This is a genomic window from Paenibacillus psychroresistens, from assembly GCF_009728935.1.
Lineage (GTDB): Bacteria > Bacillota > Bacilli > Paenibacillales > NBRC-103111 > Paenibacillus_AC > Paenibacillus_AC psychroresistens.
Map to the genome: position 1 here is coordinate 6,030,649 of NZ_CP034235.1, position 19,368 is coordinate 6,050,016.

The 19,368-nt window shown below is 41.8% G+C and carries 16 protein-coding genes; 7 read left to right on the top strand and 9 right to left on the bottom strand.

Annotated features, from left to right (window positions below; translation table 11 throughout):
- Positions 1–13: 13 nt before the first annotated feature.
- Positions 14–1,708, bottom strand: a complete 1,695-nt coding sequence (locus EHS13_RS27465) for a CocE/NonD family hydrolase (protein ID WP_155703445.1) — start codon at positions 1,706–1,708, stop codon at positions 14–16.
- 281 nt (positions 1,709–1,989) lie between these two features.
- Between EHS13_RS27465 and EHS13_RS27470 the strand changes: the two genes are divergently transcribed.
- Positions 1,990–3,585, top strand: coding sequence for a PucR family transcriptional regulator (locus tag EHS13_RS27470; protein ID WP_162463278.1), 1,596 nt, complete (start codon positions 1,990–1,992; stop codon positions 3,583–3,585).
- On the opposite strand, the gene ggt is transcribed toward EHS13_RS27470, so the two are convergent.
- Positions 3,572–5,152 (bottom strand): gamma-glutamyltransferase, encoded by a 1,581-nt coding sequence (ggt, locus tag EHS13_RS27475; protein WP_155703447.1) that lies wholly within the window; start codon positions 5,150–5,152, stop codon positions 3,572–3,574. The genes EHS13_RS27470 and ggt overlap by 14 nt on opposite strands.
- A 210-nt stretch (positions 5,153–5,362) precedes the next feature.
- Here ggt and EHS13_RS36945 point away from each other — a divergent pair, with 210 nt between their 5' ends.
- From EHS13_RS36945 to pdxR, 4 genes are all read left to right on the top strand, one after another.
- The gene (locus EHS13_RS36945; RefSeq protein WP_155703448.1) at positions 5,363–5,524 is read left to right on the top strand and encodes a hypothetical protein; all 162 of its coding nucleotides are present in this window, start codon (positions 5,363–5,365) and stop codon (positions 5,522–5,524) included.
- Positions 5,525–5,887: 363 nt separating this feature from the next.
- The gene (locus EHS13_RS27485) at positions 5,888–7,270 is read left to right on the top strand and encodes an SEC-C metal-binding domain-containing protein (RefSeq protein ID WP_155705529.1); all 1,383 of its coding nucleotides are present in this window, start codon (positions 5,888–5,890) and stop codon (positions 7,268–7,270) included.
- A gap of 351 nt (positions 7,271–7,621) precedes the next feature.
- Entirely contained in the window at positions 7,622–8,218 is a 597-nt protein-coding gene (locus EHS13_RS27490; RefSeq protein WP_227014065.1) for a hydrolase, read from the top strand.
- 129 nt (positions 8,219–8,347) lie between these two features.
- A complete protein-coding gene (gene pdxR / locus EHS13_RS27495; RefSeq protein WP_155703449.1) occupies positions 8,348–9,784 on the top strand; it encodes a MocR-like pyridoxine biosynthesis transcription factor PdxR in 1,437 nt (478 codons plus the stop codon).
- On the opposite strand, the gene EHS13_RS27500 is transcribed toward pdxR, so the two are convergent.
- A complete protein-coding gene (locus EHS13_RS27500) occupies positions 9,762–10,919 on the bottom strand; it encodes a benzoate/H(+) symporter BenE family transporter (RefSeq protein ID WP_155703450.1) in 1,158 nt (385 codons plus the stop codon). The two genes, pdxR and EHS13_RS27500, sit on opposite strands and share 23 nt — an antisense overlap.
- A gap of 42 nt (positions 10,920–10,961) precedes the next feature.
- On the bottom strand, positions 10,962–11,111 hold the full coding sequence (locus EHS13_RS36470; RefSeq protein WP_193571449.1) for a hypothetical protein: 150 nt from the start codon (positions 11,109–11,111) through the stop codon (positions 10,962–10,964).
- A gap of 170 nt (positions 11,112–11,281) precedes the next feature.
- On the opposite strand from EHS13_RS36470, the gene EHS13_RS27505 reads away from it, so the two are divergent.
- The gene (locus EHS13_RS27505; protein ID WP_155703451.1) at positions 11,282–11,959 is read left to right on the top strand and encodes a DUF421 domain-containing protein; all 678 of its coding nucleotides are present in this window, start codon (positions 11,282–11,284) and stop codon (positions 11,957–11,959) included.
- Between the two features lie 145 nt (positions 11,960–12,104).
- Here the strand turns inward: EHS13_RS27505 and EHS13_RS27510 are convergent, their stop codons facing one another.
- Positions 12,105–13,970 carry a beta-L-arabinofuranosidase domain-containing protein gene (locus EHS13_RS27510; protein WP_155703452.1) on the bottom strand — a complete coding sequence of 622 codons (1,866 nt, stop codon included), beginning with the start codon at positions 13,968–13,970 and terminating at the stop codon, positions 12,105–12,107.
- Between the two features lie 195 nt (positions 13,971–14,165).
- Here EHS13_RS27510 and EHS13_RS27515 point away from each other — a divergent pair, with 195 nt between their 5' ends.
- On the top strand, positions 14,166–15,026 hold the full coding sequence (locus EHS13_RS27515) for a helix-turn-helix transcriptional regulator (protein ID WP_155703453.1): 861 nt from the start codon (positions 14,166–14,168) through the stop codon (positions 15,024–15,026).
- A 79-nt stretch (positions 15,027–15,105) separates the two neighbouring features.
- On the opposite strand, the gene EHS13_RS27520 is transcribed toward EHS13_RS27515, so the two are convergent.
- The 4 genes from EHS13_RS27520 to EHS13_RS27535 form a co-directional block, all read right to left on the bottom strand.
- The gene (locus EHS13_RS27520) at positions 15,106–16,155 is read right to left on the bottom strand and encodes a zinc-dependent alcohol dehydrogenase (RefSeq protein ID WP_155703454.1); all 1,050 of its coding nucleotides are present in this window, start codon (positions 16,153–16,155) and stop codon (positions 15,106–15,108) included.
- An 80-nt stretch (positions 16,156–16,235) separates the two neighbouring features.
- Positions 16,236–17,042 (bottom strand): carbohydrate ABC transporter permease, encoded by an 807-nt coding sequence (locus EHS13_RS27525; RefSeq protein ID WP_155703455.1) that lies wholly within the window; start codon positions 17,040–17,042, stop codon positions 16,236–16,238.
- Positions 17,043–17,939 carry a carbohydrate ABC transporter permease gene (locus tag EHS13_RS27530; RefSeq protein WP_162463279.1) on the bottom strand — a complete coding sequence of 299 codons (897 nt, stop codon included), beginning with the start codon at positions 17,937–17,939 and terminating at the stop codon, positions 17,043–17,045.
- A gap of 88 nt (positions 17,940–18,027) precedes the next feature.
- Positions 18,028–19,341 carry an ABC transporter substrate-binding protein gene (locus tag EHS13_RS27535; protein ID WP_155703457.1) on the bottom strand — a complete coding sequence of 438 codons (1,314 nt, stop codon included), beginning with the start codon at positions 19,339–19,341 and terminating at the stop codon, positions 18,028–18,030.
- Positions 19,342–19,368: the final 27 nt, after the last annotated feature.

The following is a 19,368-nucleotide window of genomic DNA, read 5'->3' on the forward strand; positions in this document are numbered from 1 at the left end:
CTCTGTATTTTGATTAGATTACTGGAAGCACTAAAAAAGAATTAAGCTGCTGACTACTGCTAATGGCAACCGATGCTATCTGAAGCTCACTTGAATTTACTTGGTGAATCAAAGCTGACTTAATCCCGTTGGGGTGACGCATGAATAAAGGAAATGCGCTGCCTGTCAATTCCAAACGGATAGCAGTACCCGCAGCAAGCTCAATTGCTATTGGACGCAAACTAAATGTGAGCTTAATCCAATCGTTGTTCTCGCCAGCTTCTGAACAAATCTCCGTACGACCGACTGTAAGGAAACGAGAGGTGCCATCGGGTTGCAGAATTGTTAGAATAGCTACTAAATCTGTAGGTCCTTCTAATGTCTGGTAATAAACAGTCAGCTGTGGTGACCCTAACAATCGTAACGGCGCTGCTGAAGGTTCACTGCTATACACTAAAATTTCATAACGCTCTTCTACATGGCTTCGATCAATTGGAACGTAGGATTCTATGGGCATTGGCATGCGTGAATCATAAACAAATACATCAGGTGGAGCATCCGAGATTAACTCGTTCGTCTCCAAAAGCTTGCCACCGCCAAGCGATCCATTCGCTGGTTTAACGGAACCACTCAGGTACCAGTTTTTTGTTTGGTTGTTATTTTGGAAAAACGATATCGCCTTCTCTGACTCACGCCAAAGATTACTTCCCATTTCAAAATAGGTAACAGCGGGCTGTGTTTGTAAATCCGAATCGGTATCTGTTTTTAACCAAGTATCGAACCACAACAGCTGTTTGTGATGAATATCACCATCCGCTTGCGGACCGTGATCGACCCCACCGGCTTTGCGGCCCCAAGGAATATGTTCCCAAGGTCCAACAATTAGGTGTTGAGGCTTGTTTGCTTCGCTATTAATCTGGCTCATAGCTTCATAGGTTTGCAGAGTGCCCATCATAAACACATCGTACCAGCCACCGATATGCAGCGCAGGAATTGGTTTCTCGAGCAGCTTGGGCAGCCAATTAAGCTTTTCCCAATAGTCATCGTATTCAGAATGCTCAATCCAATCATAATAAGCTGGAAAATATTCAGTGATTAGCGGATGCTTGGCATTTAAAGGAAGGTGGTACAGCAAATCATCTGGGATCCCACGTCTTACTCGTCCGCCGATTTCTTCAGCATCAGCATCTTTCACTCTTCGCGCCGTGTCTCGTGCTAATTGAAATGCCCAAGGCAGATGTTCCTTAAGTGCAAATCTGCCATGGGGATAAAACATTCCGTGATACAAATCTGCTGAACACATGCCCGGTGCAATAGCTAACAGATGCGGCGGCTGCTCCGAGGCTGCAGCCCATTGTGTAACTCCTTGATAAGAAAAACCATACATGCCTACTTTTCCATTGGAGCTTGGGAGGAATGCTGCCCATTCCACCGTATCAAATCCATCTTCAGCTTCATTGAAAAAAGGGTTAAAGCTTCCTTCTGATTCCCCTCTGCCTCTAACATCTTGAATGACAACGATATATCCATGATTGGCGTACCAGGTAGGGTGAGCATAAGTTATTGTTGATGCTATTGATTTTCCGTATGGCTGACGCATCAGCAATACCGGATAGATTGTTCTTTCGTTATTTGGACGATATATATCAGCATAAAGCTTAATACCATCTCTCATAGTACAGGAGATATTACGTTCAATAATGACATTTGCGAAACTGAAAGCTGACATTAAATCCACTCCATTCCCCTTACTCCAATAACTAATGTTATATTACTTAACATTAAATTATGCATTTGATGGCTAGATTCTAAATATCACTTAGTTCAACCGTTTGTCGATGTGTTTATATTACCTCCCCCTCGCCTTAATGTAAACATACATAACACAATATTGTTTTTCCATATAAAATAATCGTAATTATTTGTTTTTAAACCAAAAACACCTTATTATATGTTATATAAGGTGACACAGGCGAACTATACAGATGAGAAATGGAAAAGAGGATACCTATGAATATAACCATTGAAGAGGCGCTGACGATTTATCCTTTATCGGAAGGCAAGCTTGTCGCGGGGGCACAAGGGGCTTCTCGGGTCATCAGCTCATTAAATCTGATGGACGCACCTGATATAGCAAACTGGATGAAAGAAGGCGAGCTCCTGCTTACAACGGGGTACGCCATCAAGGATTCTCCAGATCAATTTGTTAAATTGCTGCAAAGCTTAAATGACCGCCAATCCTCTGGCCTTGGCATTAAGCTTGGACGTTACTGGAAGGAAATCCCTCAGCTCGTCTTAGACGAAGCCAATCGATTACATTTTCCGCTCATCGAGCTTCCGTTTGAGTTTACATTTTCCGAGCAAATAACCGCACTCTTTCAATCCCAATTTGAACGAAATACGAAGAAGCTTAACGATGTACTAGAAATGCAGAAAAAACTAGTTGATTTCGCAATGCAAGCTGACGAGCACACCAATTATTTTGACAAAATTTCTAATATTCTAAAACACCCTATCGCTGTCATTGGCACGAATGGGAAGCTTTTATATAATGTTTCGGATATCGCTGAAGCCGAGCTGCTAAACCAATGGCCTTGGAACCTCGATTATAAGCTGAGCCGGCTTAATAATAGATTTTCTTATCGAATTCCACTTTTAAAAAATGGCATTTGTCATGGGTTTTTTATTGTAATGCCAACGAATCTAGCTGATATCAACGCCGAGGAAGGCATCTTTCACCAAGCTGCCGTTATCCTTTCCTTTCATCTGGAATCCATCCAAAATCAAGAATCTACAATCGCCAGCTATCGTTTAGGTAATACCATAGAACGCTACTTTCAAGGAAAGACCTCCCTTGTAGATGTCTATAGTCAAGCGAAATCCATCGGCAGCCACACTTGGAGCAGCTCTTATGTGTGCAGCCTTTCTACGTTTAGTTCCACATTAACGGACAACGAAGCTAAAAAATCATTCATTCGCAGCATTCAACGTGAATTACTAGATTATCCCAAGCTTGCAGCAATCGAATCCTATCATTTTTTTGTATTTGATAAGCTAGTCTCTTTGTTCGCCATAACCGAGAATGAAACGAAGGAAATGGGCTATATGGAGCAGATAAGCGAAAGCTTTGCAAAGTTACTCAACACCCTAAGCGTCGAAGCCTTAAAAATGTATGTGAGTAAAATAAAGCGCAGTGCAGAAGAATTAATGAGTGGTTATGAGGAATGCTTGGAGGCTCAAAGAATTAATGCTACCTTAACCTCAGATTCATCGGTGATTTTTTTCGCGGATTTGGAGTTTATTTATCTGCTTCGTCATATCCCTCAGGAAGTGATGAGCAGCTATTGCGATTATTTCTTGTATCCTTTATTACAAAAAGACGAGGACTATATAACGGAAATGCTGCGCACCTTGGAGGCTTATTTTGCCAGCAATGGTCAAATAAATGACGCCGCCAAGGAGTTGTACATTCATCGCAACACCGTTTTATATCGCTTAGAGAAAATTGGCGAAATTCTGCACATCGATCTCAAGAATACGAATCATCTTTTACAATTGAAATTAGTCCTCATGTTTAAAAGATTGCTAGTCATTACCAACCAATAGCTGCACCATCTGCACGCGGGTCGGTCCCGCCAATTCTAAATCCATTATCATCAATTTGAATTGCATGAGCATGGCCAACGACACTATCATAATCCGCAACTTTACGCACTAGATGGCCGGCTTGACCTAAGCGGTCTAGTGTTTCTTGCGAGACCCTGCCTTCTACTTTTAATTCCTGTGTGTCCTCACCCCAGGTTTTCCCCCATACAAAACGAGGTTGATTAATCGCGCTTTGCGGGTCCATCCCATAATCAAGCATACGAGTAATAATTGCCGTTTGGGTTTGCGGCTGCCCTTCTCCGCCTTGTGTTCCATATAGGATATAAGGCTTTCCTGCCCTACAAGCCATCGCAGGCATTAATGTATGAAAAGTTCGCTTATTGGGCTCAAGACAATTTACATGATTGGGATCCAACGAGAAAAACGAGCCGCGATTCTGCATTAATATACCCGTTTCTCCAGCTACTACACCCGAACCAAATTCAAAATATAAGCTTTGAATAAACGAAACCGCATTGCCTTCTTCATCCACAACCGCTGCATAAGCCGTATCGCTTCCCAATGGTTCCGTTTGGAAAGGCTTTGCTAGATTCATTTGAAGCTTCTGAGCTAGCTGCTCTGCATATGCTTTAGATAATAGCTGCTCTAGCGGAATCGATGAGAATTCCGGATCTGTCAGTACACGATTACGGTCTTGGAAGCTAAGCTTAAGCGCCTCGACCAACAGATGATAGTACTCATAGGAGCCATGAGGGATCTCATTTAAGTTATATTTTTCTAATATATTCAATGCCATGATACCTACAAAGCCTTGTGAATTGGGAGGGACCTGATAGATATCGTAACCTCTATAGTTCCCTGTAACAGGTGTGGTCCATTCCCCATGATGATTAGCAAAATCCGCCAAGGTTAGCAGACCGCCGTTTTCTTGTAAATAGGCAACTATCTTGTTGGCTATGGTGCCTTTATAGAAGCTGTCTCTGCCTTCGGCCGCAAGCTCGCGCAAGCTTTGTGCCAGCTGCTTTTGAATGAATTTGCTTCCAGTTTGAGGAGCTTGACCACCAGGCACATAGATATCAGAAGTAATCGGCATTTGCGAAAGTAGAGGTAATTGGTAAACGGTATTCTCATATTGGTTGTTAGATAGTGGGAAACCTTCCGCGGCATAAGTTATCGCTGGTTCAAGCACTTCCGCCAATGTCAATCTCCCATATTCACTTAGTATGGCTTCCCAGCTATCTACCATCCCAGGTACAGTGATTATACTGCGTATGCCACGATGCGGAATGGCTTTCTCTCCAGTAAAGGTCTCTCTACTAATCTCGCTGCCCGAACGGCCGCTGCCATTGTAAGCTCGCATATTTCCAGCTTTTTGATTGTACATCAACCAGAAGGAATCTCCGCCTAAGCCTGTCATATGCGGATAAACAACTGCCAAGCAGGCGCTAACTGCAATAGCAGCATCATAAGCGTTTCCGCCCTTTTGGAGAATTCGCGCCCCAGCTGCAGAGGCTAGATAATGTGGACTGACAACCATAGCTTTGGTGCCTATAATCGACTTTTGCATGATTAATCTCTCCTTTTTGTGGCAGCGATTGATTTAAAGCGGCAATGGCGCTTTAAAATGCTCTAGAAGCTAGGTTCACTTGATTTAAAGCGGCGCCACCGCTTTAAAATGCTCAAGAAGCTAGGTTCACTTGATTTAAAGCGGCGCCGCCGCTTTAAAATGCTCTAGAAGCTAGGTTCGCTTGATTTAAAGCGGCGCCACCGCTTTAAAATGCTCTACAAGCTAGATTCACTTGATTTAAAGCGGCGCCGCCGCTTTAAAATGCTCTACAAGCTAGATTCACTTGATTTAAAGCGGCGCCGCCGCTTTAAAATGCTCTACAAGCTAGATTCACTTGATTTAAAGCGGCGCCGCCGCTTTAAAATGCTCTAGAAGCTAGGTTCGCTTGATTTAAAGCGGCGCCGCCGCTTTAAAATGCTCTAGAAGCTAGATTCACTTGATTTAAAGCGGCGCCGCCGCTTTAAAATGCTCTACAAACTAAAATCGCTCGATTTAAAGCGGCGCCACCGCTTTATTCCGACTCAACAGTCCAAAAAGAACAGCTCATCAAACATATAATTTCTTAGGTTTTAAAGTAACACTTAAAAACTCGGCTATCAAGCCAAAACTTTAAAATAAAAAACAATTCTAAGTAATCCACCCTTTTCTTGTCTGCGAGATACCAAATTGTTTATAATACATATTAAATAGATAAGGAATTTAGAAACAACTATAAATTTTTGTTAGGAGTAACCCATGCAAAAACTCGGAAGAAACGATCTCTGTCATTGCGGAAGTGGCAATAAATATAAAAAATGCTGCTTGTCCAAGGATGAGGCTGGCAATATCACAAGAATTGCAGCATCCCCCGAGGCTCATGTCGGCCCGATGAATTTGAGCATATTGATTCATAACACCTTGCCTTGGAAGAATGAACTTTACAAAATGGAAGCCATCTACATGGTAGATAGCTTAAATGATTTTACTGCTGAGGAAATATCTATAGCTATTCAGCTTTGGAATGATTTCTCTAATGACGAAGAACCTGGGATTAAAAAGGCCGGTGTTTATCCCGCAGCAATTGAATATTGGCTCAGCCAATTGCACGGTAGAGATGTAACCCGCTCCTCGCTAGCAGAGAAATACAATGTTTCCGCTGGAACCATCACACAACGTTCGACTCAACTTATGACATATGCATTGGAAAAGATCGCCGAAATGAAAAACTTTGGAGTAACCCAGCCTCCCGTCGCGATTGCTCCAAGCCGATTGGGCATGGAGAAAGAACTACTATCCTTCGGCGCCTTGCTCGAAGACCAGGATTTTGAAACCTTTGAAGAAGCCAACGCATTTATCAATAATCAGCTTAATGCTCCCAAACCAAAGAAAGCTAGAAAGAGTCCTTCGGCAAAAGGAAAAGCACAGGATATTCTTTATGCAGCTTGGGACGAGCCCTCAGCAACAAAACGAACTCAAATGGCGAAACAGGCTTTAGAGCTCTATCCCAATAGTGTTGATGCCTATAATATACTAGCCGAAACTGATGCGCGAACCCTTAAAGAAGCCGCAAAATACTATGAACAAGGAATGCTAGCTGGGGAGAGAGAAATCAGCGCCGAATTTTTCAAAGAAAACAAAGGTCACTTTTGGGGAATTACTTCCACACGTCCTTATATGCGAGCAAAGCTAGGTTATGCTCATTCCTGCTCTCAAATGGGAAAAGATAATGAAGCAATTCTGCATTATACGGATTTACTTGAACTGAATCCAAACGATAACCAATGTGTACGTGAAATGCTCTCACTCTCTTATCTGGAAACAGAGCAATGGAAAGAAGCCTCATCTTTGCATAAAAAATTTCAAGAAGATACCGGCGCTGGTTTAAGCTTTGACCGTGTTTTAGCAGAATATGGACTTAATGGCATTACCGCTAAGCTGACCAAGTTATTAAACGCGGCCATTAGTAGAAACAAACACTTACCGCAATACTTAAACGGCAAAAAAGCCATCCCTCGTGACATTCCGGATTTTGTTGGTTTTGGCGATGACGATGAAGCCATTGTTTATGCAGATTCACATATTCATCTCTGGAAGAATGCTCCCGAGCTTATCGCATTGCTAAAAAATCAGAAGAATTGAATGTTAAAAAGAACCAAGTAATTATTCGTATATTATATTACACCGAGTACACTCTAATATGGAATTAAATAATATTAGAGAGAGGTGCCCACACTCTGGATGAAACTTAAACTATTCTTTACTTTAGCTTTAATGATGGCTTTAAGTGCTTGCACCAATGCCACCCAAATCCAACCTCAATCCATATCAGAGGAGATGATACGGTCCGAGCAAAGTCAATCAGCACCAGCAACCAACCCAGGAACGGATTCCAAACTCCGACAGCTGGCTTCAGACGTTTCCAAGGGTGCACAAATTAAGCCAACGGGACATGCTTCCCCGAAATTACTAACGGCATCTGATCATGTTCTTATGTTGATTGACCATCAGCCCCAAATGGCATTTGCAGTAAAATCGCACAGCATAACAGAGCTGCGTAATAACGTTACAGGATTAGCTAAATCAGCCAAGTTATTTGGTGTTCCTACCATTTTGACTACAGTATCTGCTAAAACCTTTAGCGGCTCCATTTTCCCAGAAATTCAAGCTGTCTTTCCCAATCAACAGCCAATCGACCGTACAACTATGAATCCATGGGAGGATCAACGCGTCGCGGATAAGGTAAAAAGCTTCAATAAAAAGAAAATTGTGATGGCTGGACTATGGACAGAAGTGTGCTTGGTAGATCCTGTTCTTTCAGCCTTGGATGAAGGGTATACGGTATATTTTGTTTCCGATGCTTCCGGTGGTGTTAGCCCCGAGGCGCATGACATGGCTGTGAACCGGATGATTCAGGCTGGTGCGGTGCCACTGACTTGGCTGCAATATTTACTTGAAATGCAGAGAGACTGGGCAAACCAAGCTACCTATACTCAGGTACTTACCATTGCGAAAGATCATGGCGGTGCTTATGGTTTGGGAGTATTCTATGCAGGTGAAATGTTCGGTGCAAAAGAAGGCAATAAATAGCCAAACAACGTTAATTAATTATTATAGGATTACTTTTTAAACTAGGCTATGGAAGAATCACGGTGATTCTCCGATAACTATTTTAGAAGGTGATTCTTTTTCATTTCTAGCTAAGGATGATGAACTTACATGTGGAAACCAGATAGAGCAGCAAAAAAACCGATCTATCAGCAAATTACGGATTATATGGAACGTTGTATTTCATTCGGAGAATTTCCACCGGGTAGTATTCTGCCTTCGGAAAGGAAGCTCGCTGATCTGCTTGGAGTGAATCGCAGTACAGTTTTACAAGCTTATGATGAGCTTCGCGCTTCCGGTATTGTCGAAAGCGTTAAGGGCAGCGGCACAAAAGTCAGCAAGCTTAAATGGGGGATTACTCCTTCTCAAACACCTAACTGGAAGCAATATGTGGAGGGTGGAACCTTTTTACCTAATCTGCCCTTCATCCGCCGTATCCGGGAGGAACTTAGAAAAGGCGAGAGAATCATAGATTTTGCCAGTGGTGAACTATCTGCCGACTTATTTCCCAATCAAATTATTCGTCACCTTATGCAAAAACAGCCGTTTCAAGAACAGCTTGGGTATGAGGATCCACAGGGTTTTTCACCGCTTAGAGAAAGCTTGGTTTCTTTTCTTGCTCAGCAGCTTAATATTAACACCACGGATTCTTCGATTCTAATAACTTCTGGCTCGCAGCAATCTTTGTATTTAATTACTCAGTGTCTGCTAAGTCCTGGTGATGCAGTGGCAATTGAAGATCCCTCTTATTGTTATTCCTTACCTATGTTTCAATCAGCCGGGCTCCGTTTATTCGGACTGCCTGTAGATGAACACGGAATAAATCCTGAGGATATCATTACATTACACCGACAACACCGCATACGCATGCTATTTCTTAACCCTAACTTTCAAAACCCAACTGGCGGAATCCTCTCTGCAGAGCGTAGAATAAGATTACTCGAAATCGCCGCTGAATTGGGCATCCCAATTGTTGAAGATGACCCGTTTACCTTAACCGCATTTGATGGCAATCCGCCTCCTACTTTGAAATCTTTAGACACATCCGGCAATGTCTTATATATAGGATCGCTTTCCAAAATTGCTGCTTCTGGCTTGCGGATCGGTTGGCTGATTGCCCCTCAAGCCGTCGTAAGCCGGTTAACCGATGCGAGGCAGCAAATGGATTTTGGCTTGAGCGGTATTCCACAATGGGTGGCGAACCAATTTATTAAGGATGGGCATTTTGAGCAGCAGATTATCCTTTTACGCCAGGCTTTATTACATAAAAGAAATCACATGATTCAAGGCTTACAGAGCATTTTGCCTGACTATATTACGTTTACGCCTCCACAAGGAGGACTTAACATATGGTGCAACATAAATCGTGAATTCGATGATTTCAAATTGCTTAACGAAGCAATAAAACGCGGGGTTATTCATGTACCAGGCAGTGTATATGGATCTGACCATCGTAGTATCCGTTTAAGCTTTGCAAGGCCTCACATTGACGATATCATCCCAGGGTTAAAGCTACTGAAAGAGGCTATTCAACTGATTTCAAGCTAAGCTTTCCCTCGCTGAGAATTTTTGCCGAAATCACACCTACGAGCAAAGACCAAACTGGAGAAGATATCCCTAAAAATGATATATTAGAGATAGCTATGATAAAAACAAACAAGATTGAATAACGATAAGCGGGTACAGAAAAAGCGGATTTCAGACTGTTTAACAGCACTCCCAAGAGCGCAAACCCTGAGAGCATAGTAATAAAAGAAGCTGGCAGCAGCTCTATAATAACGATCACCTTCCAAGCGAATAAGCCGAATAAGGCTACTAGGCCCCCTGATACCAAGGCGGCTACTATCCTTTTCTCTTTCAGACCCGCTTCTTCACTGCTGCATAATGCAGTCATCATCCCCCCTATGTTCACAGCATGCCCTCCAAAAAAACCAACAAAAAACGTGCCTAAACCTGAAAAAATAAGCACTTTATTGACTGGAGGCTTATAGCCATTATTCTTCAGCGCCGTTAAACCTACTGCAATATCATTACTTAGAACTAAAACAGCTAGCGGAAAAGCTATTGAAATAAACCCGTTAAAAGTAAACGATGGTGTTATTATTTGAGGTAAACTAAAAGCTGTTGGATGCATTATAGGAAAATCGTAGCCGATGAAAAGTCCCAATATACCAAAAATTAGCACTCCCAACAAAGGAGGAAATGATTTGGAGATTTTGGGCACAATAAAAAAACCCAAGATCGCCATTCCCCCAACAAATGGAGATGCTTTAAAGGATGGAACAATATCAACCACATATTTCAGAACAAGTCCTGCCAGCATGGCATCAATCATAGGTTTGGGGATAAAGTCTAAAACTTTATTAAATAAGCCTGAAAACCCAAATATTGCGATAAGCCCTCCTGCAACAATGAAGCTGCCAGCTAGTTCATTTAGCGTAAAATGAACTGCAGCAGTGCTAAGGAACGCAACGGCCGTAATCGAATGGGCTCCACCAAACGGGATTCTGTATTTAATAGAAAGCACTAAGTTTAAGATACCGCCAACAAAATAAACAATGAATAACCATGAAATAAGCTCAGATCGACTAAGCCCAGCCATTTCCGCACATTTAATTACGAGGATCGCACCACCCGTGCAGGTCATTAGAGCGGACAAGATACCTGCTGATACATTCTGCATATTCAAGATGGAACTTCCCCTTTTAGTCTGTTTCTCTATACATTAAGGCACCTGCCTCTTTTCAATACTAGGAATCTCCTCAGGCTCTTCCCATTTTCTCGAATAAGCTTTATTCGTCGTCCATATGGCTATATAACATACGATGATAATGACAATTCCTGAAACAATCCAAACCCATGTAGGAACATCCATTTGATTGACCTCCTTTAGTACTATATCTTTATATTCCCTATATTAAAGCTTATTATTTATACTGTAACCGTCCACTTGCGAAGATTATTGACCCACCACTTTACCGAATTATTAATGTAATATATCGGTTATTATGTGGCAATAATACGAGCACAAGTGGAGGTAACAAAATGTCGCTAATTGAAATTCTTCTGCGTACCGTAATTGCGTTCATCGGATTATTATTCTGGGCTCGAATTATTGGAAAGAAATTAATCTCCCATTTTACCTTTTTTGATTTTGTAGCTGGAGTGACATTTGGCTCTATTGGCGGTAACCTTATTTTCAATAATCAAGTAACTTTGTTTTACGGGATAGTTGGTTTAAGTCTATTCTCTGCTCTGGGGCTGCTTGCGGATTACATCTCTCTAAAAAGCCTTATAGGAAGAAAATTATTGGACAGTGAACCACTGTTAATCATCAAGGACGGTCAAATTTTTATGGATAACTTAAAAAAAGCCCGTTTAACAATCAACGAACTTATGATGCTTTTGCGGAAAAAAGATATATTTTATATCGATGAGATTGAATTTGCACTTTTTGAAACAGATGGCTCTTTATCCATTAGAAAAATTGCTGACAGCTTATCTATAACACGAGGAGATATGAATATCTCCAAAAAATCACGCGGTATTCCTCAGTTATGTATTATTGATGGTGTAATTATGGAGGAAAACTTAAAAAAAATTCAGAAAAACAAACAATGGATGGAGATAATCCTTAAGCATAGCGATATTCAACTTGAACAGGTTATACTAGCTCAGATTGACCAGCAGGACTATTGTGTTTTTAAGCTTAGGGAAAGCTAAATTATACCCGTTGGCGTTGACGTTTTCCGCGTTCTGTTTACATACCAATGTACTATCTTCAATGCTGGTAAATAACAGAGCCTGTTAATCCCTTTGCTTAAGGGCTATCAGGCTCTATATTTTGGATTATTCTTGGTGAGCTCCTTTATTGCCTCTTCCCAATCAACGGAAACTCCCCAATCCGCAACCTTGAGCTGCCATAAGGAACAAGTAAAAGCTCTTGTTCCGCTTGCCCATCTACATTAGGGTGGATGGGCGGTGTGTCGGCGTTATTGCCTTCCATTCTCCAATCTCGAATCAATTGGCCACTTGTTCGCAGTTTAATAGGTGAGTTGGCTGCTTCGAAAGGTTGCTTGGGTATAATCCCCTCAACCACTTCGAAGCTCGCCTCAGAGGAAATGCCATATTTCCACGGACTCATCGGATAAACCTCCCAATCATGGAATTTCGCTCTCTCAACGATCTTTTGCCAATTTTCTGTTATAGGCAATACATAAACCAATGGCCCTCGATTAATCTGGATCGCAAAATTATGAGCCGAATGAGTAACTACCTCCATCGGCAAAAACAATTGAATTGTATCGCCATCCAGCCAATGACGTTGGATGCTCGCATACCCATTCACGATTGATAATGTGACGCTAACATTATTGATCAACAAGCTTGGCTTATCACACCATGCGGGAATTCGCAGAGACAAGGCAAACTGCTCGGCTGAGGAAAGGGTAAGCTTCATTGTAATTTCTTCATTGAAGGGGTAGCCTCCACTGACTTCAAGTGTTGCATCGCTCCCATTGCCAACCTTAGTCCTCACAAGGCAAGGAGCATAAGAAACTGCCGCTAAGCCACCATTACCATCAGACATCCAGAGATGTGAAGCTAGCTTCGGCCAGCCTTGGTGCATATTTGCCGTACAACAGCCAAAATGGGGTTCAAGTCCAAATACATTAGCATCCGCTCCATTACTCCAGTCTCTCTTGGCTACATTGCACATGACTTGATTAACCTGCTGATCATATTGATGGGAGGTCCAGTCCGCTGATATTGCCGCTGGAAGTGCGTTAAATGCCACTTTCTCTAGAATATCGCCAAATTGGCCTACACCATAAATCCGCACCAAATTTTCAAGCGAGAACATATATTCAACTACAGCACATAGTTCAACACCTTGACTTGGATTCGTTCCCGAAAGCCATTCGTCACCGGAAAACATGCCGTGAGCTTGCCCATGAAATTTCATTAGGCTTTTAATTCCTTTATTTATGGCATCCAGCTCCTTAGGGTCACCGGATAATTGATAGAAGGTTCCAGGTGCTTTTAAACCCATAGCAACATTAACGACGTGAGATTTGTGATCCCAGCTCTCAACCTTTCGCCAAAAAGGAAAGTCAGCAAAAACTGCTGTCCAATCGATGGTTTGTTGCTTTATTATATGTGCAAGTTCAAGCCATGTTGGGTTCGGCGAGCGTTGGTACAGCCAGTAAATACATAACAGCATTTCTGCACCGCGTGCTTCGGCCCAAGAAAATAACGGTTGTTTCTCAATGTTCAGGTGCACAAATTGAAAGAAACGGTTTAAGAAAGGAACGATCCGTGAATCTCCTGTCGCCTCTTCATGCTGCATTAACACCTTAAGCATGATCATGTAATGCCACCAATCATGATTATGGTTGATATCATTATTCACGGTATTAATGCGCTTCGGTCCAAACATGCCATCCTCTTGCTGGCTGGCCAAGGTCCATTCCACCCATTTATTAGCCTTAGCAATTAACCGTTCATCCTCCAATAAGTAAGCAAGGGGAAGCATGCCATCTACATAATAAGGACCACGTTCCCAGCTTTCACCTTCTCCACCAAGCCAACCACTTTGGGGTCCAACATCAGCCCAATGCTCCCCTAAATGTCCTGTTAAACCGTCTGCTTGAATACGTAATTGATCCTTTAACCACCCCAATGGTTTAATGCTCCTCAAGGGAAGCGATTCGAAGGCTGTTTTCACTAATGTCATTGGTTTCACTCCTTTTGAAGCCAAGTATACCTGAACTTTCATTTAAAGAGCATATCCAATCACAGCGAGTTTTTATCCAATCACAACATATATTTGATAATCATTTATCGATAATACTTAATTTCACTAAATTATTTTGCCTAAAATGAATCTGCGGGTTAAACTATTATTAATTTGTAAGGCAAGGGAGAACAAATGTCGATTATTCAATTCATGTCACCACCGATGCCGCATTATATCACTTGCGGTGAAGATACTTATTACAATGGCGATTCTCATGCAGCTAGAAATAAGATTGGTGTTTTTGATTTCATCCTAGTGACTCAAGGTAGTTTGCATATGGCGGAAGAGGAAAAAAATTACGAGGTACAAGCCGGTCAATATTTACTGCTGCTTCCTGACCGCAGCCATAGATCGCTTCGTGCTTGCAAGATGACTACTCACTTCTTTTGGCTTCATTTTCAAACATTAGGCAGCTGGAATGAGCTTTCGGAGCATGCCAGCTTTATCTATCCGAATCAAGATGATGTTTATTCCCCTTTGGAACAGTTTTCATGCTTTATTCCGCAATTTGGCGACTTGTATACACCAGAGCTCAGCTATAGTTTAATGAAACAATTAAACCTGCTCAAAGCTCAGCCATTAAGCTCGGATAGGTGGAAGCAGCAGGTATTGTTTCAGGAGCTGCTGTTTAAACTTACCGAAGGCGAACGGATTCTTCAGAATAGACCGCATATCGTCATTGCCGAGCAGGCTGCTTCTTTTTTACGCGAAAATTACCGCAGCCCCATTTCCTATTCCCAATTAGCAGAAAGGCTGCATTTCCATCCAAATTATATTTCGCTCTGTATGAAAAGAGTATACGGCTGTACACCGCTTGAATTTATTACACGTTATCGTGTTGATCAAGCTAAGCTTCTGCTCATTCATACAAATGAACAAATCGGTAAAATTGCCGAGGATTCCGGTTTTGGATCCTTCCCGTTTTTTATTCGCTGCTTCACCAAGCATACTGGATTTCGACCAAAGGCATTTCGGATGAATTATAGAATTTAATGTTTTAGAGATGAGAATAAGCTGTGATTCCTTGTAATAAGGATTCACAGCTTATTCTCATTCAACTTGGGTATAGAAATCATACAAAGGTTACACCTAATTTGATGCTTTTGTCTGGATGCTGATCCACATACTCCTCGTAACCTTCTACCGATTGACCGAATGCCACAACAGGATCTATGATCTCATCGCATTGGAGTCTGCCTGTACATAAGAAGTCCCAGCAGGTTTCTTCTATTCGCCGCCAGTCCCACCTTGGGTAATCTGAGTTTGGCTCGCTGCAAGCACGTGAAAATATAATTTTGGCATTGTTGAAATGGGCCTCTCTGCCAAGATCTAACCCGCCATTAAATTTACGAGCCAGCCCTACATAAGCGATAGTGCCTCCGTAAGCCAATCCCCTCAAGGATTGCTGAAGCGCTTGTTCACTTGCACTCGTCTCGATGATAATATCGACACCAAGTTTATTAGTAGCTTTTTTAAGCTCCAAACCGACGTCTTGCGAAGCAGGATCGAATGCCGCATCTGCACCCGTACGAAGCGCAATCTCTCGTCTTAAAGCAATAGGGTCAATAACCGCCACATAACTAGCTCCTGCCAATTTAGCCAACTGGGCTGACAATTGACCGATTGCCCCCAATCCAATTACCGCCACCCTGTCTCCAACTCTTAACCGAGCATCACGAATCGCGCTTAACGCGAATTGGGCGGGGTCAAAACAAAGAGCGCTTTTCCAGCTCATATCTTGCGGCATTTTCAATAGATAATAATTATCTACCGCGCATATAACATGGGTTTCCTGAATTCCGCCATATCCACATACCCGTTCACCAACCCGGTAATCCAATACGCTAGTTCCCACTTCTGTAATAATACCCACCCATTGATTGCCTAAAGGCCAACCGCCAAATCGCTCAGGCTTATACTTCAGCGGCATATATGCCTTCCATTCATCCATATATGCATCAACAAGATTCGGAGTTTCGTTACGGAAATCCATTAACTCTGTTCCACGTTTAGGCGCAGCATACTCGACCTTAACTTTGACTTGATCTTCCTGGATTGCGGCATCGACATATTCTTTAAACCCAGCTTTTCTAGGTTCAATTACAATTAGTTGTTTAGGCATTATGTCCCTCCATTGAATTAATGAACCTTTGCACGTTTATTCATCAATGGGCTACCTTTAATCTTCTTTAAATTTAGCTATTAGAATTTTACGCTGCCCTCTTGCAAGCCAGTAACAAATGTTTTCGTCATGAACATAAACAGAATGATCATTGGAATAACCGTCATTACGCCACCCGCAGCCATTAGTCCCCAATTCGTGCCATATTTGCTGCTGAAGTTCAAATAAGCTACAGATACTGTTTTTAAATGATCCGCTTGCAGGATAGCATTCGATAAGAAAATCTCATTCCAGGTCGCTAACGTAGTGAATATCGCCACTACAACAAAAGCAGGCTTAGCCAACGGCAGAATCATTGCAAAAAAAGACCGCATTGGACTGCATCCATCCACCGTTGCTGATTCTAACAAATCTTTGGGGATCCCCAACATAAAGGCGCGAAGCAAGAATACGTTAAAGGCAAAGCCGCCGCCAACATAAGGGATTATTACTCCCCAATAGTTGTTGATCAGATTTAATTTGACTGCCATAAAAAAGATCGGGATAAATCCAACCGGCAAGCTCATAGAAATAAACAAGTAGGCTAATAGCAAACCAGAACCTGGCGTTTTTAGAAAGGCAATTCCATACGCAGCTAACCCACATATAACACAGGTTAGCAGAACAGTTATTCCCGTTACAATAATTGTATTTAGATAAGCCGTACTGTAATCGCCTTTATCCCATGCCTTAAGAAAATTATCTATGGTCCAATGAAGCGGAAACCCCAATGGATTTGTGATGATCTCCGTTTTTTGCTTAAACGAATTCAAGACCAACAAAACCATTGGAAATAAAGAGTAGATGGCTACTAAACTCAAAGGGATATGGCGCCAATTGAATTTCATTTAAACATCCCACCCTTTCTTCTTCTTAAGCACTCCATAAACAATCATCAATACAATGGCAATCATCATTTGGAACAAGGCGATGGAAGATGCATAGCCAGCTCTTCTTCCCGTAGTACTTAATGAATAATAATAAGTAGACAATGTTTCTGTTGCATGTGCGGGTCCGCCGCCCGTCATAACATACACCATATCAAACGCGCCAAATGCGTTTAAAACGGTCAGTAACGTAATAATAACCAAGGTTGGCCGCAGCTGCGGAATAATAATATACCATAAAATTCTAAAGCGTCCTGCTCCGTCAATTTTTGCTGCTTCTTCCATGGATTTATCGAGCTGAGACATGGCCGCAAGCAGCCAAATAACATTTCCGCCAAAACCTTTCCACATGTCAGCAAACAATACGGAATACAACGCTAGAGAAGGATTTGTCAAACCCGGTATAGACAGAAAATCTAGTCCTGTTTTTTCTAAATAATGGTTGACTCCACTGAATGGATTATATAACCAAAACCAAATTTGACCAGCAACGGTTACTGTAATGATCGATGTTGAGAAGAAAATCGATTGATAAGCGGTTTGCCCTTTTTTAACCTTCACTAACAAATAAGCAAGAATAAAAGCAAAAATGATAGGAATGGTTATCCAGAATAACGCCCATTTGATGTTGTTGATAAATGCTATCCCTACCACTTTATCTTGAAATGCCTCAACAAAATTATCTAACCCAATAAACTTAGGTACATTTAAGCCGTTCCATTCCGTAAAGGGCAAATATAAGGACATCAAAGAAGGAATGGATACCGCAAAAATATGAAATAATAAGCCGGGAATAATGAAATACCAACCAAACCATCTTTTGGAGATGCTTCCTTTTTTCTTGGTGATGGATGACAAACCGATCACTCCTTTACACATTCATTGTCATATTTGAATGCTCGTAATTTTGAATAAATCAATTACGAGCATTCCGTAAACCTTTATTTTAATAATTGGTTAAATCAAAAATTCTATTCTCTGCTACATCTTTTTCTTTCAATTTCTGCAGGTTACTAAGCCAATCCTCTACACTCGTCTTCTTTAAATACACACTCGCGAAATCCGACTCCAACACTTGAACTACACTTGGTGGACCGTATGACCAAGCCACATACCCGGAGTTTCCTTGGCTAATGGTATCGCTAATTAAGTTAAGCGCTTTGGAAACACTTGGTTTCAATTTCATCGTACTGTAATCCGCTGTAATCGGTTCTGGAATACCATGCTCCGCCATTGCTTTAACAACATCAGGTTTGAAGAAATAGTTAAGCAGGTCAGCCGCTTCATCTTTATGCGCTGATTTCGCGTTAATGACCAATCCGCCGCCTACTCCCAATGGAATAACGGGTTCTCCATCTGCCTTCCAGCTTGGGAAAGCTGCGAAATCCACTTCAAATTTGCCGCTATTCTCTGCTGCTAAGCTCCAAGTTCCATCCAATCTCATTGCTGCTTTACCAGTAAAGAACAATTGGCTGCTGTCTTCTTGGGAAATCGCATGGGATTTCTTATCCGTAATATAACCAGCGTTCCAGAAATCACTATATCTTTGAATCGCTTCAACAATAACAGGATCTGTCCACTTCTTATCTCCAGAATATAATTGTTTAGTCCCATCAGGACCCAAGACACTATTAACAATGCTGGTTACCCACCAGTCATCCACTCCTGGATTATCCGATGACCCCCATGCAAATGGCATAATTCCCGCCGCTTTAATCTTAGGTACAAGCTGCATTAGGTCATTATAGTTTTTCGGAGCACTCCAACCATTTTCAGTGAACATCGTTTTATTATATACAAGGATTAGCCCTTCATAATTCCATGGAATTCCGATAACATTGCCTTGGTCTACGAATGCGTTTTTAGCCCACGGGAACATATCCTTATCCCATTCATACTTTTTGTAATAAGCATCCATAGGCTCAATATATTTCATTTTATAACGTTCCTTAGCAACAGATGGATCCATAACCATAATATCAGGCGCTTTTCCGGAAAGTAATGCGGCAGACATAGCTTGGTCATCCGTCATCATCACCTGCTCCAGTTTAATATCCGGGTGATCCTTGGTATACAGATCATACATTACTTGAAGGGCAGAGCTTTCTTCTCCCCAAATTTCCGCATCTGGCACTTTAAGCACAATTTTTGTTGCGCTTGAGCTTGAGCCTGAACTCGAACAGCCAGTTAAAAGTACACTTAAAGATAGGACTGCAAGTGACATTGATTTTGTAAAGCGCCCTGGATTAATAGTTTTCATAATTGGTTCCACCTTATATTTTTTTTG